Origin of the sequence: Streptomyces sp. E-08, from assembly GCF_049913095.1 — a bacterium.
GTDB lineage: Bacteria > Actinomycetota > Actinomycetes > Streptomycetales > Streptomycetaceae > Streptomyces.
Genome location: NZ_CP183971.1, coordinates 4,547,501 through 4,568,151, shown reverse-complemented (window position 1 = coordinate 4,568,151; position 20,651 = coordinate 4,547,501). Strand labels below are relative to the sequence as shown.

The window sequence follows — 20,651 nt, the reverse complement described above, 5'->3', positions numbered from 1 at the left end:
GCTCAGGACTCCTTGACCGCGATGGTCTCCACCGTGTTGGCCACGTGCTCGAACGCGTCGGCCGCCTCTTCCAGCACGTCGACGATCTGCTTGAGCTTCAGCACCTCGATGGCGTCGTACTTGCCGTTGAAGAGCGTCGCGAGCAGCTTGCGGTGGATCTGGTCCGCCTGGTTCTCCAGCCGGTTGACCTCGATCCAGTACTCGGTGAGGTTGGCCATCGTCCGCAGGTTCGGCATCGCCTCGGCGGTCAGCTCCGCCGCCCGCGCCAGCACCTCGATCTGCTGCTCGACACCCTTGGGAAGCTCCTCGACGTTGTAGAGGACGACCAGGTCGACGGCCTCCTCCATGAAGTCCATGATGTCGTCGAGGGACGACGCGAGGTTGTAGATGTCCTCACGGTCGAACGGCGTGATGAAGGAGGAGTTCAGCTGGTGGAAGATCGCGTGGGTGGCGTCGTCACCGGCGTGCTCCGCTGCCCGCATCCGCTCCGCGATCTCGGCCCGGGCGGAAGGCTCCGCTCCGAGCAGTTCCATCAGGAGCTTGGAGCCCGTGACGATGTTGTCCGCGGACGCGGCGAACATGTCGTAGAAGCTCGTCTCCCTGGGGGTCAGACGAAATCGCACGTGAGGTCCTCGGGGTGCTGGGTTTCGGTCAGGCTGATGCTAGGCGCATCATCCGGCCACGGCTAACCGGCGTCTCTCAGTGTCGCCCATCAGGCACAGTGAACTGCACGGGCCCCCGCCCGGACCGGCGGGGATCGGTACCATATACCCACGAGGGGTATACACCCCCTTTTCTGGACAACGGGAGGACGCGATGACGACCACCGAGGCGGACCAGGTCACCCCCGAGGCCGTCGAGGCCGTCGAGCCGGCCGACCACGGTCACGGCGTGCACGGCTACCACAAGCAGAAGGACGAGCACCTCAAGCGGCTCCGCCGGATCGAGGGCCAGATCCGGGGTCTGCAGCGGATGGTCGACGAGGACGTCTACTGCATCGACATACTCACGCAGGTCTCCGCCTCCACGAAGGCGCTCCAGTCCTTCGCCCTCCAGCTCCTGGAGGAGCACCTGCGGCACTGCGTGGCGGACGCGGCGGCCACCGGCTCGGGCATCGACGAGAAGGTCGAGGAGGCCACGAAGGCCATCGCCCGCATGATGCGCACCTGAGACCCGCCGTGCGTACGGGTGGCGGGCCGGGCCGTACCCTCAGCGGTCCTGCCCGGTCACGGCCCGCTCCGCCGCCACCCGCAGCACCTCGTCGATCCGGTCGGCGCTGAGCCGCTCCCCGTCCGCGGCCGACGCCGCGATGATCAGCTCTCCGCAGAGCTCGATCTCGGCGAGGGCGACACAGTCCGGGTCTGCGGGCACGGTTGCTGTACCGGGCGGGGCCACGCGCATCCACCTCTTCCTGCCGGCGTCGGTCTCCCAGCGGCCTCCCAGCGTAGGGACGGGGCCACGCACCGCGCATGACACGTCCGGACCATTTGCCGATGGTCCGCGCCGCCACCGGCCCAGGTCAGGCCTTGATCTTCCCGTCGTAGATGTCCCGGCGGTCCGGGAGCGCGACCTCGACGGGGACCCCGAAGCCGTACAGCAGGGTCGTCGAGGCGACCGCGACCGTCCGGCCCTGGTTGCTGAAGCTGAACTGGTGGCGCACCTTCCGCAGCCGCCCCTCGCCGTCGAGGTACGCGTCGAAGGGCACGGTGTCCTTGGTGAACCCTTTCGCCGCCGCGGCGAGCGCCCCGCGCAGCTGCGGCGAGGCGACCCGGGCGGCGTGCGCGATGTCGGCGACCCCCCGGTAGTGGCTGACTTTCACCCCTGCCAGCTCGACCTCGCCGACGTACGTGACCTCGCGGGCGCCCCGCAGCAGCTCGGCCGCCGCGGCCGGGTCGGTGGCGCCGCCGGTGACGAGGTTGCCGTCGTCGAGGGTCGTGGTGTCGACCCGCACCCACTTGTCGGCGGGCACCCCGGCGCCCCGGTTCTTCATGTAGAGCGCGCCGGGGGTGAGGAGCTCGGTGATCGGCCGGTGCTCGCTCGCCCCGGCCGGGCCCCTCGGGAGCAGCACCTGGAGCCGTCCGGTGCGGCGCCGGAAGTCGTAGTCGCCCTCGCCCCGGATGGTGACCCGGGTCCCGCCGGCGGCCATCTCCATGGAGGTGCTGGCCTTGGAGGTTCCGGCCCTCGCCAGCACGTCGGCGGCGTTCCGTACGGCGAGGGCGGGGTCGGTCGCCGGCTTCGGGTCGTCGGGGGCCGCGCAGCCCGTGACCGCGACGGTCCCGACGAGGGAGCCGACCAGGACGGCGGTGACGGCGAACGCCCCGCTCCGAAGACCGTGCGGACGCCCGTACCGCTGCACCACCATCGCCGCCAACCCCCAACGCCTCACCGCTGTTTGCCCGGGACCCGCCCTTCCCCGGGGCCCTCGGGCCCGGGGGACACCCGATGCGCATAACGACGGTCGGGGCGTGCCGTCACGCGCAGTACGGTGGTGGGGTGCACGCGCAGGCTTCCTCCCACACCACGACGATGACGGAGCGCGGCTCGTTCGCGCTGGCACGGTGCAGCTGTGGATGGTCGGGACCGGCCCGCAGATCCCGCGACAAGGCCCGTTCGGACGCCGCGGAACACCTCCGTACGAACGGCTCCTAGGCCCTGTCGTCACACTCCCGTCGTCGCCCGAAGGGCGGCCCCGCGGCGTCAGGTGCGTGCTCTCGGCGTGCCGGGCGCGAGCCCTCGTATTGGACGTACTCGGGCTTGTGCCCGGTGCGGCGAGAGCGCGTGCATGGCGTCGCGGGGCAGGCGGGAGTGTGACGACAGGGCCTAGGCCGCGAGGTCGTTCTGGCCGGTGCTCGGGGCGGGGCCGCCGAGCCGGGGCTCGGGGATGCCGACCGCCTCGGGGCGGCGCGCCGCGTCGGCCCGGCGGGAGCGGACCAGCCGGGCGCCTCGCCCGGAGCGGGCGACGGCGGAGACGACGGGCGTGAGCAGGGCGAGCGCGACCGGGGCGAGGAGCAGGGCCACGGCCGTGCCGAGGGCGAAGCCGCCGATCACGTCGGTGGGGTAGTGGACGCCCATGTAGACGCGCGCGAAGCCCTCGGCGAGGGCGAGGCCGATCGCGGCGAGACCGAAGCGGCGGTGCGCGACGAAGACACCCACACCGAGCGCCATCGCCAGGGTGGCGTGGTCGCTGACGAAGGAGAAGTCGGTCTTCCCGTCGACGAGGACTTCGAGGCCTTGGTGGTCCCTGAAGGGTCTGGGGCGCTCGACGAAGCCGCGGATGGGGATGTTGACCAGGAGGGCGATGCCCGCGGCCAGCGGGGCCCAGACGAGCCCGGCGACGGCCGAGACGGAGTCGGCGGGGGTGCCGCGCCGGCGGACGCTCCACCAGCACCCGAGCACGACGAGGACCATCGCGAGCACGATGCCGTACTCGCCGACGAACTCCATGACGCGGTCGAACCACGGCGGAGCGGCCTTGGCCAGTCCGTTGATGTCGTAGAGCAGGGTGACATCGGGGTTCGAGCCGTCCGATGCGAGTCCAGCCATCTGCTGCGGCCCCTTGCTCTCGTGTCTGGTTTCCAACCCCCGTGGTCAGAGCGGTCGGATCAGGGAACGAACCGCCTGAGGCGTACGTTCCGCTCTCTCCGGTGGATCATGCCGACGTTATCGAAGAGTGACGGTGCACCGCAGCTCAGGGCCTGTGCATGACGGAGAGTTCCAGCCATGCCCGATAGGCCCCGAAGAGCGACTGACGGTCCGTCTCCTGCCGCTAGGGGGTGTCTTGTCGATCACGCCGCGAGCCCGGCCTGATCGGCAAGACACCCCCTAGGCCTGCGGCAGATGGGTGGGCAGCGCCGCCGCGCCCTCCCGGGTGACACGGGTGGCACCGAAGTAGTCCGGGGTGTCGATCCGGTCGAAACGGATCACCGCGCCGGTGCGCGGGGCGTCGATCATGTAGCCGCCGCCGACGTAGATGCCGACGTGCCGGATGGCCCGGGAGTTCGTCAGGTCGTCCGAGAAGAACACCAGGTCGCCCGGGAGCAGCTCGTCCCTGCCGGGATGCGGCCCGGCGTTGTACTGGTCGTTGGCGACGCGCGGGAGCGTCACGCCGACGGTCTCGTACGCGGCCTGGGTGAGCCCGGAGCAGTCGAAGCGCCCGTTCTGCGCGGCCGTGCCCGTACCGCCCCAGAGGTAGGGGGTGCCCAGCTTCTCCTGCGCGTACCCGATCGCGGCCGCGGCCTGCTGCGAGGGGGCGACGCGGCCCACCGGGCGGGCGAAGCTCTTCTCCAGGGACCGGATGATGCGGACGTAGTTCTGGGTCTCGCTGATGGGCGGCACCCCGCCGTGCTTGATGACCCGGTACGCGCCCGCGTTGTAGGCGGCCAGCATGTTGTCCGCCGGGTCGCCGGGCACGTCCTTGACGTATCCGGCGATCTCGCAGTCGTACGAGGCGGCGGACGGGATGGCGTCCTTCGGGTCCCAGATGTCCCGGTCCCCGTCCCCGTCGCCGTCGATGCCGTGCCCGGCCCAGGTGCCGGGGATGAACTGGGCGATGCCGCGCGCGTCGGCCGGGGAGACGGCCCGCGGGTTCCAGCCGCTCTCCTGGTAGAGCTGGGCGGCGAGCAGGGCCGGATTGATGGCGGGGCACAGGTTCCCCCACCGCTGCACCAGCCCCTGGTAGAGCGCCGGTACGGCCCCCTTGGCGAGCGCCACGGCTCCGCCCTTGCCCGCGCTGCCGCCGGCGATCCCGGCGGCCGCGGAGTACGTACCGACGACGAGCAGTGCGACGAAGCCGAGGCAGACCCCCAGGGTCCCGCCGGCCATCAGCCACGCCTTGCCAGCCCTACGCACCGTCAACCACCCCTCGGCCCATGGCAGTACGCCCCGACAGCCAGTCTAGGCGGGCGCCGTCCGACACCGCCCCAAGAGTGCAACAACGACAATCATTGCCCGGAGTCACTCTCCGTGATACACAGAGTGACCATACGCTTCTTCGCATGGAAACCGGCCACACCACCGCAGGTCAAGACGGTCAGATCGGTCAAGTGTGCGGGGATCGGGTAAAGAGAGCCGCCAAGCCGTCACACGTGGGCGGTTTCATCAGCGAAGATAGGGCGATGACCCATGCCGTCCGGCAGGGGCGACCAAGTACCCAACAGGGGCGGTGAGTTACATGTACCTGGCGGCCGAAAAGGGCGACATCACCACCATCATCGGTGGAATCGCCCCCAACTGGGGACCTTTCGGGAGCCTGGGCAACGAAGCCAAGGTGATGATCGAGGTCGTGATGGCCGTGGCCATCCTGCTCTGTCTCGGCATCGCCATCTGGGGAGCGGCCAAGCAGCGCATCGGCGCGACCGCCCTCCGCGACACGTTCAGCGCGGAACAGGGCAAGGGCCTGATCGTCGCCGGTCTGACCGGCGTCTTCATCATCGGATCGCTGGGGACGCTGTTCACCATCGTGTACGGGATGGCCGTCTGATCTCCCGTCGGACCCGACCCTCCTGAGAATGCGTTCCCTGATGCCCAGTCATGTTGAAGCACGGCCGTACCCGCGAACGAGTGAGGGGGCGTACCCGGCATGAGTCCCGGCGACGAGCACGACAGCTTCGGCGGCGTGGGCGGCTCGGGCCAGACCCGGACCCGCCTGCCCGAGGGCAACAGCGGCGACGTCTACGGCGGCGCCCGCCGCCCCGTCCGCAGCTCCCGATCCCTCATCACGGTCGTGGGCGTGGTGGTCCTCCTCGTCGCCGCCATCGCCTTCGCCAACCGCGGCGAGGGCGAACCGTCAGACACCTCCGCCCCCCGCGCCGGCACCCCGGGCCGGACGGCCCCCACATCAGCGACGGGCGTCCGCCCGGTCACCGGCAAGAACGGCCAGATCCCCACGGGCTACAGCCACGACGACCAGGGCGCCCAGAGCGCGGCGACGAATTACGCGGTGGCGCTGGGGTCGGTCGAGATGTTCCAGGACGGTCCCCGGGCGGAGATCGTGCGCGCCATCCACGCCCCCGCGATCGCGGAGGATCTCGTGAAGCGGCTGGACGCCTCGTACTCGGCGGACTTCCTGGCGAGCATCGGGCTCGACGCGAACGGCACCGCTCCCTCCGGCATGACCTTCGTGTCCCGCACGATCCCGGTCGGTGCCAAGGTCCGGGACTACACGGACACGTCCGCGACGGTCGAGGTCTGGTGCACCGGCCTGGTCGGCCTCGCCGGCCAGGGCTCGACCAAGCCCGTCACGTCCACCTGGTTCACCATCACGGAGAAGCTCACGTGGGTCGGGGGCGACTGGCGCGTGGAGTCCTCCACGCAGAACGAGGGCCCCACCCCGGTCAGCGGGGACAACCGCGCCTCCATGGCCGACGAGATCGCCGCGGCCGTCGAGGGATACGGAGGGTTCACCTATGCCCGCTAGCCGAAGCCTGGCGGGTCGCGCGAAGGCGACGCTCGCCGTCGCCTTCCTGAGCGCACCGCTCCTGCTCGCCTCGAACGCCCAGGCGGCCCCCACACCGACGCCGACGGCGCCCACGCCGTCCCCGGCCGCGAGCGACAACCCGTGCCGCCTCATCGTGGGTCAGGCGCGTGAGCTCTGCGAGAAGGGCCAGACCGGCGGAGCCGACAAGACCCCCGTCACCGACCCCAGCGCCCTCGACCCCCTCTCCTCCCTCGCCCGCGGCTTCGCCGACGCCGCCATCAAGGTCGTCGACGAACTCTCCAAGGCCGTCAAAGAGACCGCCGACGTCGACTTCACCAACATGCAGTTCCTCGGCCGCTACGCCATCGTCTTCGCCGCCGCCACCTTCCTCACCCTCCTCCTCTGGCTCCTCGCCGTCGCCAAGCGCGCCGTCCGCGGCGTCCCCCTGACGACCGCCCTCTCCGAAGCCATCGGCTTCCTCTGGCTGACGGTCCTGGCCTCCGCGTTCACGCCCCTGATCCTCTACACCGTCGTCAACGCCACCGACGCCATCACCGAGGTCATCGCCTCCGGCACCGGCCAGCAGACCGACATCTTCTTCGGCAGCTTCAAGGAGGCCCTCCAGAAGGGCGACAGCATCGGTGGCGGCCCCATCATGCTGATCATCGTGTCGCTGGTGACCGTCCTCGCCGCCGGCGTGCTCTACCTGGAGCTGTTCCTCCGCGCCGTCCTGCTGTACGTCGGCGCGCTCCTCGGCGTCGTCGTCTACTCCGGCCTCGTCGACAAGAACATGTGGGGCCACGTCCGCCGCTGGGCCGGCATCATGATCGCGATCATCCTGGTCAAGCCGGTCATCGTGATCGTCCTCGGCCTCGCCGGCGCGCTCTCCTCCGGCACCGGCCCCGACTCCGTCTCCGCCGTCGTCTCCGGCCTCTCGATCATCCTGCTCGCCATCTTCGCCTCCGCGATGATCTACCGCTTCGTCCCCGGCTTCGGCGACGAGATCGCCGCCTCCCGCAACAACCGCCTCCACCGCGCAGGCGAGAACGCGGCCGCCGCCGTCATCTCCTCCCCCGCCTCCCTCGTCTCCCAGGGCATCAAGACCCACAGCACCCGCGACAGCGGCGGGGGCGGCTCCCAGGGCTCCGCCCCCCGCCCAGCCAACCCCGTGTCCGGCGGCATGGCCGCCCACAGCAGCCGCGGCGGAGGCGGCGCGGGCGGCGGCGCCACGCCCCCGCCCCGTAGCAGCAGTCCCACCGCGGGTACCCCGCACAGCAACCGCAAGAACTCTGGAGGTGCAGGGCGTTGACGACCCAGTCCCAGCCGGTCGCGCCCCGCCGCACGTATCTCGTCGGCCGCGCCCGGCCCAACGCGATCGTCGGCAAGAACCGCGAGACCGGCGAGATCGCCCTGATCATCGTCGGCGCCTTCCTCGGCATGATGAGCGGTCTCCTCATCCCCGCCCTCCCCCTGCGCATCGCCCTCCTCGCGGGCCTGCCCATGCTCGCGATCGCCGCCGTGTACCTCCCGTACAAGCACCGCACCTTCTACAAGTGGTTCGAGATCAACCGCAGCTACAAGCGGATGCTCAAGCGCGGCACCGCCTACCGCTCCGTCGCCAACGAGGCCGGCACCCGCCTCGACGGCCGCGAGGTCGAGGTCGGCCCGCCCCCCGGCATCGGCCGCGTCGGCTGGCTCGCCGCCCCCTTCGGCCCGGACGAGATCGCCGTCCTCCTGCACGCCGACCGCCGCACCGTCACCGCCGCCATCGAGATCGAGGGCCCCGGTGTGGGCCTGCGCGACAGCGAGGACCAGGAGGCCCTGGTCGACCGCTTCGGCACCCTCCTGAAGCACGTCGCCAACGGCGACGGCTTCGTCACCCGCCTCCAGATGCTGGCCCGCACACTCCCCGCCGACCCCGACGCGCACGCCAAGGACGTCGGCCAGCGCGGCGACCCGCACGCGCCCCCGTGGCTCCAGGAGTCGTACGACCAGCTCCAGTCGATGGTCTCCACCTCCAGCGAGCAGCACCGCGCCTACCTCGTCGCCTGCATGCACTACACCCGCGAGCTCGCCGCCGAGGCCAACGCCATGGCCCGCGCCGCCCGCCACGCCTCAGGCGCCCGCAAGCTCGACCGCGACGCCGGCCTCGCCGTCGTCATGGCCCGCGAGCTCACCGACATCTGCGCCCGCCTCGCCGAGGCCGACATCCGCGTCCGCCAGCCCCTCGGCCAGTCCCGGCTCTCCTCCCTCGTGCACTCCATGTACGACCCGGACCACCCCATCGACCACATCCAGGCCATGACGAAGCGCAACGCCTGGCCCGCCGAACTCGACGCGATGGAACCGACCTACCTCCAGGCCAAGACCCGCGAGTCCTCCACCCGCGCCCCCTGGTGCCACGCCACCGCCTGGGTGAAGGAGTGGCCGATGACCCCGGTCGGCGTCAACTTCCTCGCCCCGCTCCTCGTCCACACCCCGGACGTGATCCGCACGGTCGCCGTGACCATGGACCTGGAGCCCACCGAGGTCGCCATCGAGCGCATGCTCACCGAGAAGACCAACGACGAGGCCGACGCCAGCCGCGCCGCCAAGATGAACCGCACGGTCGACCCCCGCGACATCGCCGCCCACGGCCGGCTCGACCAGCGGGGTGAAGATCTCGCCAGCGGCGCGGCAGGAGTGAACCTCGTCGGGTACATCACGGTGTCGTCGCGTTCGCCCGAGGCCCTCGCCCGGGACAAGCGCACGATCAGGGCCTCCGCCGGCAAGTCGTATCTGAAGCTGGAGTGGTGCGACCGCGAGCACCACCGGGCCTTTGTGAACACCCTGCCGTTCGCGACCGGCATCCGCCGCTAGGGCCGAAGGGGCACAGACCCATGCGAGATCCGCTGTCCGTCCTCACCGACGCCTTCACCGCCTTCCTCTTCGGGAAGGTGGAGACGACCCGCCTGCCCGTCCGCACCTCCACCGGGCAGGCGCAGGCCGTCTACCTGCCGACCGCCGCACCCGGCCTCGGCGACTCCGGCGTCATCATCGGCCGCGAGGTCTACAGCGGCAAGGGCTACATCTACGACCCCTTCCAGCTGTACGGGCAGCAGCTCCCGGCCCCCCACTGGCTGGTCCTCGGCGAGTCCGGCAACGGAAAGTCGGCCCTGGAGAAGACGTACGTGCTCCGCCAGCTCCGCTTCCGCGACCGGCAGGTCGTCGTCCTCGACGCTCAGGGCGAGGACGGCGTCGGCGAATGGAACCTCATCGCCCAGGAGCTGGGGATAACCCCCATCCGCCTGGACCCGATGGTCGCCAACGACGCCGGGATCCGCCTCAACCCCCTCGACCCCTCGATCACCACCACGGGCCAGCTCGCGCTCCTCCGCACCATCATCGAGGTGGCGATGGGCCACGGCCTCGACGAGCGTTCCGGCTTCGCGCTGAAGGTCGCGCACGCGTACGTCACCGAGCACGCCATCGACCGGCAGCCGATCCTCACCGACATCGTCGAGCGCCTGCGCCACCCGGAGGCCGAATCGGCCGAGGCGATGAACGTCGACATAGACGACGTACGGGCCTGGGGCCTGGACGTCGCCCTCGTCCTGGACCGCCTCGTCGACGGCGACCTGCGCGGCATGTTCGACGGCCCGACCACGGTCGGCATCGACCTCGACGCCCCGCTCATCGTCTTCGACCTGTCCCACATCGACCGCAACTCCATCGCCATGCCGATCCTCATGGCGATCGTCGGCGTCTGGCTGGAGCACACCTGGATCCGCCCCGACCGGAAGAAGCGCATCTTCCTGGTCGAGGAGGCCTGGCACATCATCAACAGCCCGTTCGTGGCCCAGCTGTTCCAGCGCCTGCTGAAGTTCGGCCGCCGCCTCGGCCTGAGCTTCGTCGCCGTCGTCCACCACCTCTCCGACGTCGTCGACGGAGCGGCGGCCAAGGAGGCGGCGGCGATCCTCAAGATGGCCTCCACCCGGACCATCTACGCCCAGAAGGCCGACGAGGCACGCAACACGGGCCGGGTCCTCGGCCTGCCCCGCTGGGCCGTCGAGATCATCCCGACCCTCACCCCCGGCATCGCGGTCTGGGACGTCAACGGCAACGTGCAGGTGGTCAAACACCTCATCACCGAGAAGGAACGCCCGCTCGTCTACACCGACCGCGCCATGACCGAGTCCTCCGCCGACCCGGAACTGGAGTGGGAGACCGAACAGCGCGCGATCCTCATCGAGCAGCAGATGAACGGCACTTCGCAGTCGACGGTGGCCTAGATGGAACAGGCACGGAAGGGAGGCGGAGGGGTCTCCGACGGGCTGCTCCTCAGCCTGTTCGCCCTCCTCCTCTGCCTCACGGTCCTGGTGTGGACGGCGACCGGGCTGGCCGGCCTCCTCTCCCACGGCGCCTGGCCGCAGGAGGTCGCCTTCACGGGCACCCCGTCGGCCCTGCGCTCCCTGGCGACGGCCCCGACGGACCTCCCGGCGGCCTGGCCGGCCACCCCCGCGAACCAGCTGTCGGGGTACGGCCTCTTCTGGGGCCTGCTGATCGGCGAGGCGATGATCCTGATGGTCCTCGCGGTCTTCGTCCTGGGCACGGTGACCCGCTGGCGAGCGGTCCGGGCGAACAGGAAGGCGGGCGCGTACGCGGCGGCTCCCGCACGGGTACGGAAGGAGCCCGCCGCACCCCCGGCCCCGCGCAGCCCGACGGAGCAGCTCCCTCCGGAGCCGACACCGGGGCCGGAACGGACACCGGCAGTCACACCCGCACCGGCACCACCGGCCGCACCGGCCCCCACACCGGCACCGGCACCACCGGCCGCACCCGCACCCGCACCCGCACCCGCACCCGCACCCGCACCGGTGATCGCACCACCGCCCCCCATAGCCACCCCCCGCACCCTCTACGGCCCTCCGGAGACACGCCGCCCCGCCGCGGTCCAGGCGGTCCTGGACGCGGAGGGCCCGGCCCTGGTGGTCACCTCCGACCCCGCCGTCTGGTCCTCGACCAAGGACGCGCGCGGCAAGCTCGGCCCGGTCCTGGTCCACGACACCGGCCACCTCTGCGACACCCCGGCCCGGCTCCACTGGTCACCGTCCGAGCGGTGCGAGGACCCGGCCGTCGCGCAGGAACGCGCGACCGCCCTGCTCGCCCCCGTACGCCCGCACTCCCGCCTCGACGCGGCCACCGCCGACACCGCGGAGACCCTCCTGCGCTGCTGGCTGCACGCCGCCGCCGTCGACGGCCGCCCCTTCCGGCAGGTCCACCGCTGGGCGCAGGGAGCCGGCGCCCACGAGCCCGTACGGATCCTCCGCAGCCACCCGAAGGCCGGGTCCGGCCTGGCGGGACTCCTGGAGTCGGCCCTCACGGCACACCCGGAAAGCCGCCGCCTGGCACAGGAACTGACGGCCCGTGCGCTGGCAGCCCTCTCCTCGGTCCACATCAGGGAAGCGTGCGTACCGAATCGAACTGATTCGCTGGCGCTCGCATCTTTCATCGCCGAAGGGGGCACCCTCTACGTGGTGGGCGAGGCGATCGAGGATCCCCGCACCCACCCCGGCGCGATGCCGCTCCTCACGGCCCTCGCCGCAAGCGTGGTCGAGCACGGCCGCCGCATGGCCGCACGGTCATCCGACGGTCGGCTCGACCCACCACTGACCCTCGTCCTGGACGACGTCGCCGCGGTGGCCCCGCTCCCGCAGCTCCCCGAGCTCCTGGCGACGGGCCACACCCAGGGCCTCCCGACCCTGGCCCTGATGCGCTCGGAGGAACAGGCCAGATCCCGCTGGCCGGAGTACTCGCCGACCGCCTAGACCGGGCGCCGCAGCTCGTGCTCCAGGTCGCGCGGCTCGCCCGAGCCCAGGGTGTCCGCGCGGCCACCGGTCGGCACGAACCCGAACCGGCGGTACACGGCCGCCGCGCGCGCGTTCTCCTCGTGCACGAACAGCCGCACCCGCTCCACCAGCGGCGCCGGCCGCTCCCACGACCAGTCCACGGCCACGCTCAGCAGCGCGTCCACCAGACCGCCACCGCGCGCCTCCGGCCGTACGTACACACCCACGACGTCGGCCTGCGGCACCACCACCTCGTCGCCGAAGATCGTCCTGCCGTCCTCCGGCCGCTCCACCAGGACCGTCACCGTGCCGGCCCACCGCCCGTCGGCCGCCTCCGCCACGAACTGCCGGATCCACGTGCCCCGGTCCTCCGAACCGCCCTCGGCCCGCTCCCGCCAGAAGCAATCCGGCCGGGCCGCCGCCTCCTCGTACGACTCCACGAACGCCAGCGCCGACGCCGGGTCCTGAAGGGCCGCCAGACGCAGCTCCCGCACCCGCTCCCACTCACCGGAGCGGATCGCCCGCAGCACGTACGCACCGTGCCGGACCACGGGCCGCGGCACCTCGTACTCGATCTCGTACGCACCGGAACCACCCGGCACCAGCACCCGATCGCCCGTGGCCGAGAACCCGAACCGCCGGTAGAAGGCCGCCGCCCGCGCGTTCTCCTCGTGCACGTACAGCCGCACCCGCTCCACCGCCGGCTCCACCGACCAGGACCACTCCACCCCCGCCCGGAACAGCGCGTCGATCACACCCGTCCCACGGGCCTCGGGGCGCACGTAGACGCCCACGATGTGCGTCTGGGGGACCTTCGCCGGCTCCCCGAACCGAACTTCGTCCGTCGGCCGCTCCACCAGGATCGAGATCGTGCCGGCCCAGCTCCCGTCCGGGGCCTCGGCCACGAACTGCCGCGCCGTGCCGTCACCGCTCTCCGAAGCACCCTCGGCCCGGTCCTGCCAGAAGGCGTCCGGGCGCTCGACGGCCAGCTCGTACGTGTCGAGGAACGCGAGGTGAGCGATCGGGTCCCGCAGGGCGGCCAGCCGGATCTCGCGGGTCTTCTCCCACTCGTCGGCCCGGATGGTGCGTATCGAATAGTCCATGCCGTCGATCCTGACGAGACCCACCCCCACTGACAAGGTCTTTTCCCCCCACAGCCCGCGTGGTACCCGGGTACTACACCCACCCCCGCACGCCCACCCCGGGTCCGACGCCCGGCCCCCGCCCGCTCCGTAGCGTCGAAGACATGATCCGAGCAGAGAACCTCACCAAGCGGTACGGGGACACCACCGTCGTCCAGGACCTCAGCTTCACCGTCCGCCCGGGCTCCGTCACCGGCTTCCTCGGCCCCAACGGCGCCGGAAAGTCGACCACTCTCCGCATGATCCTCGGCCTCGACGCCCCCACCCGCGGCCACGCCACCGTGGACGGCCGCCCCTACGCCGCCCACCGGGCCCCGCTCACCCACGTCGGTGCCCTCCTGGAGGCCCGCTCCCTGCACCCCGGCCGCTCCGCCCACCACCACCTCATGTCACTGGCCCACACCCACGGCATCCCACGCGCCCGCGTGGAGCGGGTTCTCGCCCTCGCGGGCCTCACCCACGTCGCCCACAAGCGCGCCAAGGGCTTCTCGCTCGGCATGGGGCAGCGCCTCGGCATCGCCGCCGCGCTCCTCGGCGACCCGACCACCGTCGTCCTCGACGAACCGGTCAACGGCCTCGACCCGGAGGGCGTGCTCTGGATCCGGACCCTCCTCAGGAACCTTGCGGCCGAGGGCCGTACCGTCCTCGTCTCCTCCCACCTCATGAGCGAGATGGCCCTCACCGCCGACCGCCTGATCGTCATCGGCAAGGGCCGGCTCCTCGCCGACACCACGGTCGACGACCTCGTACGGACCTCGGGCGGCGCGAGCGTCAAGGTCGTCACCCCGGAAGCGGACCGCCTGCGCACGCTCCTCCCGGGCGCCCGGATCACAGCCGAGACCCCGGACACCCTCCTCGTCACCGGCCTGGAGGCGCCGGAGATCGGCCGCGCGGCCGCCGCGCACGCCGTCCCCCTCCACGAACTCACCCCGCAGGCCGCCTCGCTGGAGCAGGCGTTCATGGACCTCACCCGCGACGCCGTCGAGTACCAGGGAGCCCCCGCATGACCGGCACCACGTCCCTCACCCACGCGCGCGTGCTCCGCTCGGAGTGGCACAAGCTGTGGACGGTCCGCTCCACCTGGATCACCGTCGTCACCTCGGCCGCGCTCGTCCTCGGCGTCGGCATCCTCATGGGCGCCACGTACACCTCCGACGGCGGCGACTCCGACGTCGACACCGTCATCCTCACCCTCTACGGCACCCAGCTCGGCGGCATCGCCCTCGCCGTCCTCGGCATCCTCGTCACCGCCGGCGAGTACGCGACGGGCATGATCCGCGCCTCCCTGACGGCGGTCCCCCGGCGCCTCCCCGTCCTGGGGGCGAAGGCGGCGGTCTACACGGCCACCGTCTTCACCCTCTCCTTCCTCACGGCCCTGCTGACCTTCCTCACCGCCCAGGTCTTCCTCTCCGACACCGACCAGGCCGCCTCCCTCACCGACGACGGCGTCCTCGCCGCCGTCGCGGGCAACGCCGCCGGCGTCACCCTCCTCGGCGTGATCGCCCTCGGCCTCGGCGCCGCCCTCCGCTCGGTGCCCGGCGCGATCGGTGCCTTCGTCGGCGGGGTCCTGATCCTCCCGGAGATCCTCGGGATGCTCCCGTACGAGGTGATGGACACGGTCGTGCGGTACTTCCCCACGCAGGCGGCCGGCGCCCTCGGCTCCGCGACCCCGCTCCCCGGCACGGCCTCGCCCGGCGCGGCGCTCCTGGCCCTGCTGCTGTGGGCGGCGGCGGCGCTCGCCGTGCCCGCGCTGTTGCTCAAGCGCCGTGACGTATGAGGATGATGACGGAGTGATGGCGCAGTGACGACGGAGACGACAGGCCCGAGCCGGTACGCCCAACGGCTCATGGCCCGCGTCCGGGCCTTCGACGCCCGGCGCCCCTGGGTCTGGGACGCGGCGGTCACCGCCGCCTGGACGGTGGCGGCCCTCGTGGACGCGTCCGGCGGCTGGCGGAACACCGCCCGGGACCCGTCCGTCCCGGTCTGGCTCGTGGTCACCCTGAGCCTGTTCCTCGCCGTCCCGCTCTACTGGCGCCGACGCCACCCCATGGCGGCCCTCACGGTGATGGCCGGCGCGGCCCTGATCGGCGACGGCTCGGGCGCCTTCCTCCAGGCCGCGTACCTCCAGATGCTCCCGCTCTTCCACATCGCGCTCAGCCGCCCGCCACGCGCCCTCCTGTGGTCCCTGGCCCTGATCACTCTGTCCCTCGTCACGGGCGCCCTCCGCTTCCCGTCGGAGTCCTGGGACCAACGCGTCGTCCCCGCCCTGTGGGCCTACGCGATCGTGGCGCTGCTCGGCATCGCGCTCCGCTCCCGCAGGGACGAACGCGCCCACGAGGTCCGCCTCGCCGCCACCGCCGAACGCACCCGGATCGCCCGGGAGATGCACGACATCATCGGCCACAACCTGTCCGTCATCACGAGCCTGGCGGACGGCGGCCGGTACGCGGCGGCGAAGAACCCGGAGCGCGCCGCCCAGGCCCTCGACGCGATCGGCACGACGAGCCGTCAGGCCCTCGCCGAACTCCGCCGTCTCCTGAGCGTCCTGCACGAGGACGACGAGACGGCGACCCGCGCCCCCCAGCCGACCCTCACGGACCTGGAACCCCTCATCGACGGCGTACGGAGGGCGGGTCTGCCGGTCCACGCCGACCTGCCCCGCGCAGCCCCCGCGCTCTCGGCGGGCGCCCAGTTGACGGTCCACCGCGTGCTCCAGGAGGCCCTGACGAACACCCTGAAGCACGCGGGCGCGGACGCGATGGCGACCGTCCGCCTCTCGTACGGCCCCGGGGCCCTGGAACTGCTCGTCACCGACACGGGCACACCGACGCGCGCCCCCGGCCGGGGCCACGGCATCACCGGAATGCACGAGCGCGCGGCCCGCTACGACGGCACACTCGAGACCGGGCCCCTGCCGACCGGCGGCTGGCGGGTCCTGCTCCGCATCCCTCTGGAGGACTCCCCCTCGTGACGACCGTTCTCATCGCGGACGACCAGCCGATGCAGCGCTTCGGCTTCCGCATGCTGCTGGAGAGCCAGGACGACATGACGGTCGTCGGCGAGGCGTCGAACGGCACGGAGGCGATCCGGCTGGTCGACCGTCACCACCCCGACGTGGTCCTGATGGACGTCAGGATGCCGGGCCTGGACGGCATCGAGGCCACGCGCCGCGTCATCGCCAGGGGCGCCCGCACCCGGATCCTGATCGTCACGACCTTCGACCTCGACGCGTACGCGTACGACGGCCTGCGCGCCGGCGCGAGCGGCTTCCTCGTGAAGGACGCCGAGCCGGAGGAACTCCTGGCGGGGATCCGGGCGGTGGCCGCCGGCGACGCGGTCGTCGCCCCGAGCCTGACCCGCCGCCTCCTGGACGCCTACATCCACCACCTCCCGCAGACGACGGTCAGGCCCCAGCCCCCGGAGGAAGACCCCCGCCTCGCCCCCCTCACGGACCGGGAACGCGAAATCCTGACGGTCATCGGAAAGGGCTGGAGCAACACGGAAATCGCGGAGCGCCTGCATCTGGCGGAGTCCACGGTGAAGACCCACGTGGGCCGCATCCTGGCCAAAACAGGCACCCGAGACCGGGTCCAGGCCGTCATCCTGGCCTACGACACCCACCTGGTCACCCCGGCCTGAAAGGCCCCTGGCCGGCCCGGCCGTAAACGCAGAAAAGCCCCGCACCATAAGGTGCGGGGCTTTCCCACAATGATTGTTCGGCGGCGTCCTACTCTCCCACAGGGTCCCCCCTGCAGTACCATCGGCGCTGAAAGGCTTAGCTTCCGGGTTCGGAATGTAACCGGGCGTTTCCCTAACGCTATGACCACCGAAACTCTATGAAGATATGAACCGCCGCACCACCCAAAGGGGGGCGTGTTCGTTACTTCAGAACTAACACAGTGGACGCGAGCAACTGAGGACAAGCCCTCGGCCTATTAGTACCGGTCAGCTCCACCCATTACTGGGCTTCCACATCCGGCCTATCAACCCAGTCGTCTACTGGGAGCCTTACCCTCTCAAGGAGGTGGGAATACTCATCTCGAAGCAGGCTTCCCGCTTAGATGCTTTCAGCGGTTATCCCTCCCGAACGTAGCCAACCAGCCATGCCCTTGGCAGGACAACTGGCACACCAGAGGTTCGTCCGTCCCGGTCCTCTCGTACTAGGGACAGCCCTTCTCAATATTCCTACGCGCACAGCGGATAGGGACCGAACTGTCTCACGACGTTCTAAACCCAGCTCGCGTACCGCTTTAATGGGCGAACAGCCCAACCCTTGGGACCGACTCCAGCCCCAGGATGCGACGAGCCGACATCGAGGTGCCAAACCATCCCGTCGATATGGACTCTTGGGGAAGATCAGCCTGTTATCCCCGGGGTACCTTTTATCCGTTGAGCGACGGCGCTTCCACAAGCCACCGCCGGATCACTAGTCCCGACTTTCGTCCCTGCTCGACCCGTCGGTCTCACAGTCAAGCTCCCTTGTGCACTTACACTCAACACCTGATTGCCAACCAGGCTGAGGGAACCTTTGGGCGCCTCCGTTACCCTTTGGGAGGCAACCGCCCCAGTTAAACTACCCATCAGACACTGTCCCTGATCCGGATCACGGACCGAGGTTAGACATCCAGCACGACCAGAGTGGTATTTCAACGGCGACTCCACCATGACTGGCGTCACGGCTTCAAAGTCTCCCACCTATCCTACACAAGCCGAACCGAACACCAATATCAAACTGTAGTAAAGGTCCCGGGGTCTTTCCGTCCTGCTGCGCGAAACGAGCATCTTTACTCGTAGTGCAATTTCACCGGGCCTATGGTTGAGACAGTCGAGAAGTCGTTACGCCATTCGTGCAGGTCGGAACTTACCCGACAAGGAATTTCGCTACCTTAGGATGGTTATAGTTACCACCGCCGTTTACTGGCGCTTAAGTTCTCAGCTTCGCCCTGTCGAAACAGAGCTAACCGGTCCCCTTAACGTTCCAGCACCGGGCAGGCGTCAGTCCGTATACATCGCCTTACGGCTTCGCACGGACCTGTGTTTTTAGTAAACAGTCGCTTCTCGCTGGTCTCTGCGGCCACCCCCAGCTCACGGAGTAAATCCGATCACCAGACGTGGCCCCCCTTCTCCCGAAGTTACGGGGGCATTTTGCCGAGTTCCTTAACCATAGTTCACCCGAACGCCTCGGTATTCTCTACCTGACCACCTGAGTCGGTTTAGGGTACGGGCCGCCATGAAACTCGCTAGAGGCTTTTCTCGACAGCATAGGATCATCCACTTCACCACAATCGGCTCGGCATCAGGTCTCAGGCTTAATGCGTGACGGATTTGCCTATCACACGCCCTACACCCTTACCCCGGGACAACCACCGCCCGGGCTGGACTACCTTCCTGCGTCACCCCATCGCTTACCTACTACCACCTTGGGTCGACGGCTCCACCACTTTCCTTTCCCCGAAGGGTCCGGAACGGCTTCACGGCCTTAGCATTAATGGGCTCGATATTGGGCGTTTCAAAGCGGGTACCGGAATATCAACCGGTTGTCCATCGACTACGCCTGTCGGCCTCGCCTTAGGTCCCGACTTACCCTGGGCAGATCAGCTTGACCCAGGAACCCTTAGTCAATCGGCGCACACGTTTCTCACGTGTGTATCGCTACTCATGCCTGCATTCTCACTCGTGAACCGTCCACAACTCGCTTCCGCGGCTGCTTCACCCGGCACACGACGCTCCCCTACCCATCACAGTCCCCGTTGGGGGTATGTACTGCAATGACACGACTTCGGCGGTACGCTTGAGCCCCGCTACATTGTCGGCGCGGAATCACTTGACCAGTGAGCTATTACGCACTCTTTCAAGGGTGGCTGCTTCTAAGCCAACCTCCTGGTTGTCTCTGCGACTCCACATCCTTTCCCACTTAGCGTACGCTTAGGGGCCTTAGTCGATGCTCTGGGCTGTTTCCCTCTCGACCATGGAGCTTATCCCCCACAGTCTCACTGCCGCGCTCTCACTTACCGGCATTCGGAGTTTGGCTAAGGTCAGTAACCCGGTAGGGCCCATCGCCTATCCAGTGCTCTACCTCCGGCAAGAAACACACGACGCTGCACCTAAATGCATTTCGGGGAGAACCAGCTATCACGGAGTTTGATTGGCCTTTCACCCCTAACCACAGGTCATCCCCCAGGTTTTCAACCCTGGTGGGTTCGGTCCTCCACGAAGTCTTACCTCCGCTTCAACCTGCCCATGGCTAGATCACTCCGCTTCGGGTCTTGAGCGTGCTACTGAATCGCCCTATTCGGACTCGCTTTCGCTACGGCTTCCCCACACGGGTTAACCTCGCAACACACCGCAAACTCGCAGGCTCATTCTTCAAAAGGCACGCAGTCACGAGATACAGCAAGCTGTATCCGACGCTCCCACGGCTTGTAGGCACACGGTTTCAGGTACTATTTCACTCCGCTCCCGCGGTACTTTTCACCATTCCCTCACGGTACTATCCGCTATCGGTCACCAGGGAATATTTAGGCTTAGCGGGTGGTCCCGCCAGATTCACACGGGATTTCTCGGGCCCCGTGCTACTTGGGTGTCTCTCAAACGAGCCGTACAGATTTCAGCTACGGGGGTCTTACCCTCTACGCCGGACCTTTCGCATGTCCTTCGCCTATCCATACGGTTTCTGACTCGTCTCACAGCCGGCAGACTGTGAAAGAGAGATCCCACAACCCCGCATGCGCAACCCCTGCCGGGTATCACACGCATACGGTTTGGCCTCATCCGGTTTCGCTCGCCACTACTCCCGGAATCACGGTTGTTTTCTCTTCCTGAGGGTACTGAGATGTTTCACTTCCCCTCGTTCCCTCCACATGCCCTATGTGTTCAGGCATGGGTGACAGCCCATGACGACTGCCGGGTTTCCCCATTCGGAAACCCCCGGATCAAAGCCTGGTTGACGGCTCCCCGGGGACTATCGTGGCCTCCCACGTCCTTCATCGGTTCCTGGTGCCAAGGCATCCACCGTGCGCCCTTAAAAACTTGGCCACAGATGCTCGCGTCCACTGTGTAGTTCTCAAACAACGACCAGCCACCCATCACCCTGCTACCGAAGCAACAAGTTCACTGGGGCCGGCATCCTCGAAGATACGAACCTTACGGCCGTACCCTCAGACACCCAACAACGTGCCAAGCACGATCAGTTGAACCATTCTCACGTTCCACGCCGAAGCAGTACTGGTGAGAGATTCTCGTGACCGTGCCAACTAATCAACGTTC

General features: G+C 69.2%; 16 protein-coding genes, 2 rRNA genes and 2 pseudogenes. 11 read left to right on the top strand and 9 right to left on the bottom strand.

Annotated features, from left to right (window positions below; all coding sequences use genetic code 11):
* Positions 1 to 2 precede the first annotated feature (2 nt).
* A complete protein-coding gene (locus ACN9MM_RS20990; RefSeq protein WP_015035093.1) occupies positions 3 to 623 on the bottom strand; it encodes a DUF47 domain-containing protein in 621 nt (206 codons plus the stop codon).
* A 193-nt stretch (positions 624 to 816) separates the two neighbouring features.
* Here ACN9MM_RS20990 and ACN9MM_RS20985 point away from each other — a divergent pair, with 193 nt between their 5' ends.
* A complete protein-coding gene (locus ACN9MM_RS20985) occupies positions 817 to 1,170 on the top strand; it encodes a metal-sensitive transcriptional regulator (protein WP_229844235.1) in 354 nt (117 codons plus the stop codon).
* Between the two features lie 39 nt (positions 1,171 to 1,209).
* Here ACN9MM_RS20985 and ACN9MM_RS20980 read toward each other — a convergent pair whose 3' ends face one another.
* The 4 genes from ACN9MM_RS20980 to ACN9MM_RS20965 all read right to left on the bottom strand — a co-directional run bounded on the left by ACN9MM_RS20980 (position 1,210) and on the right by ACN9MM_RS20965 (position 4,821).
* On the bottom strand, positions 1,210 to 1,401 hold the full coding sequence (locus ACN9MM_RS20980) for a hypothetical protein (protein ID WP_426365036.1): 192 nt from the start codon (positions 1,399 to 1,401) through the stop codon (positions 1,210 to 1,212).
* A 118-nt stretch (positions 1,402 to 1,519) separates the two neighbouring features.
* On the bottom strand, positions 1,520 to 2,362 hold the full coding sequence (locus ACN9MM_RS20975; protein WP_426365035.1) for a hypothetical protein: 843 nt from the start codon (positions 2,360 to 2,362) through the stop codon (positions 1,520 to 1,522).
* A gap of 458 nt (positions 2,363 to 2,820) precedes the next feature.
* The gene (locus ACN9MM_RS20970) at positions 2,821 to 3,543 is read right to left on the bottom strand and encodes a phosphatase PAP2 family protein (RefSeq protein ID WP_426365034.1); all 723 of its coding nucleotides are present in this window, start codon (positions 3,541 to 3,543) and stop codon (positions 2,821 to 2,823) included.
* 279 nt (positions 3,544 to 3,822) lie between these two features.
* A complete protein-coding gene (locus ACN9MM_RS20965) occupies positions 3,823 to 4,821 on the bottom strand; it encodes an NlpC/P60 family protein (RefSeq protein ID WP_426365033.1) in 999 nt (332 codons plus the stop codon).
* 349 nt (positions 4,822 to 5,170) lie between these two features.
* On the opposite strand from ACN9MM_RS20965, the gene ACN9MM_RS20960 reads away from it, so the two are divergent.
* The 6 genes from ACN9MM_RS20960 to ACN9MM_RS20935 all read left to right on the top strand — a co-directional run bounded on the left by ACN9MM_RS20960 (position 5,171) and on the right by ACN9MM_RS20935 (position 12,222).
* Positions 5,171 to 5,479 (top strand): hypothetical protein, encoded by a 309-nt coding sequence (locus tag ACN9MM_RS20960; protein ID WP_024757447.1) that lies wholly within the window; start codon positions 5,171 to 5,173, stop codon positions 5,477 to 5,479.
* Between the two features lie 99 nt (positions 5,480 to 5,578).
* Positions 5,579 to 6,415, top strand: coding sequence for a hypothetical protein (locus ACN9MM_RS20955; RefSeq protein ID WP_426365032.1), 837 nt, complete (start codon positions 5,579 to 5,581; stop codon positions 6,413 to 6,415).
* The gene (locus ACN9MM_RS20950; protein ID WP_426365031.1) at positions 6,405 to 7,724 is read left to right on the top strand and encodes a hypothetical protein; all 1,320 of its coding nucleotides are present in this window, start codon (positions 6,405 to 6,407) and stop codon (positions 7,722 to 7,724) included. Before ACN9MM_RS20955 ends, ACN9MM_RS20950 begins: the two co-directional genes overlap by 11 nt.
* Positions 7,721 to 9,274, top strand: coding sequence for an SCO6880 family protein (locus tag ACN9MM_RS20945; protein ID WP_382867930.1), 1,554 nt, complete (start codon positions 7,721 to 7,723; stop codon positions 9,272 to 9,274). Before ACN9MM_RS20950 ends, ACN9MM_RS20945 begins: the two co-directional genes overlap by 4 nt.
* A gap of 20 nt (positions 9,275 to 9,294) precedes the next feature.
* The gene (locus ACN9MM_RS20940; protein ID WP_426365030.1) at positions 9,295 to 10,686 is read left to right on the top strand and encodes an ATP-binding protein; all 1,392 of its coding nucleotides are present in this window, start codon (positions 9,295 to 9,297) and stop codon (positions 10,684 to 10,686) included.
* On the top strand, positions 10,687 to 12,222 hold the full coding sequence (locus ACN9MM_RS20935) for a type IV secretory system conjugative DNA transfer family protein (protein WP_426365029.1): 1,536 nt from the start codon (positions 10,687 to 10,689) through the stop codon (positions 12,220 to 12,222).
* Here ACN9MM_RS20935 and ACN9MM_RS20930 read toward each other — a convergent pair.
* A pseudogene (locus ACN9MM_RS20930) lies at positions 12,219 to 12,704 on the bottom strand (GNAT family N-acetyltransferase); the annotation flags it as partial. The gene ACN9MM_RS20935 and the pseudogene ACN9MM_RS20930 sit on opposite strands and share 4 nt — an antisense overlap.
* Positions 12,705 to 12,794: 90 nt before the next feature.
* Positions 12,795 to 13,346 (bottom strand): annotated as a pseudogene (locus ACN9MM_RS20925) (GNAT family N-acetyltransferase); the annotation flags it as partial.
* A gap of 143 nt (positions 13,347 to 13,489) precedes the next feature.
* On the opposite strand from ACN9MM_RS20925, the gene ACN9MM_RS20920 reads away from it, so the two are divergent.
* From ACN9MM_RS20920 to ACN9MM_RS20905, 4 genes are read left to right on the top strand one after another with little or no spacing between them, the layout of a single operon-like run.
* The gene (locus tag ACN9MM_RS20920) at positions 13,490 to 14,392 is read left to right on the top strand and encodes an ABC transporter ATP-binding protein (RefSeq protein ID WP_426365028.1); all 903 of its coding nucleotides are present in this window, start codon (positions 13,490 to 13,492) and stop codon (positions 14,390 to 14,392) included.
* Positions 14,389 to 15,162 carry an ABC transporter permease gene (locus ACN9MM_RS20915; protein WP_426365027.1) on the top strand — a complete coding sequence of 258 codons (774 nt, stop codon included), beginning with the start codon at positions 14,389 to 14,391 and terminating at the stop codon, positions 15,160 to 15,162. The genes ACN9MM_RS20920 and ACN9MM_RS20915 overlap by 4 nt, the downstream gene beginning before the upstream one ends.
* A gap of 24 nt (positions 15,163 to 15,186) precedes the next feature.
* The gene (locus ACN9MM_RS20910; RefSeq protein ID WP_426365026.1) at positions 15,187 to 16,356 is read left to right on the top strand and encodes a sensor histidine kinase; all 1,170 of its coding nucleotides are present in this window, start codon (positions 15,187 to 15,189) and stop codon (positions 16,354 to 16,356) included.
* A complete protein-coding gene (locus ACN9MM_RS20905) occupies positions 16,353 to 17,024 on the top strand; it encodes a response regulator (RefSeq protein ID WP_426365025.1) in 672 nt (223 codons plus the stop codon). Before ACN9MM_RS20910 ends, ACN9MM_RS20905 begins: the two co-directional genes overlap by 4 nt.
* Before the next feature lie 75 nt (positions 17,025 to 17,099).
* Here ACN9MM_RS20905 and rrf read toward each other — a convergent pair.
* Both rrf and ACN9MM_RS20895 read right to left on the bottom strand, forming a co-directional pair.
* Positions 17,100 to 17,216, bottom strand: a 5S ribosomal RNA gene (gene rrf / locus ACN9MM_RS20900).
* 84 nt (positions 17,217 to 17,300) lie between these two features.
* Positions 17,301 to 20,420, bottom strand: a 23S ribosomal RNA gene (locus ACN9MM_RS20895).
* Positions 20,421 to 20,651: the final 231 nt, after the last annotated feature.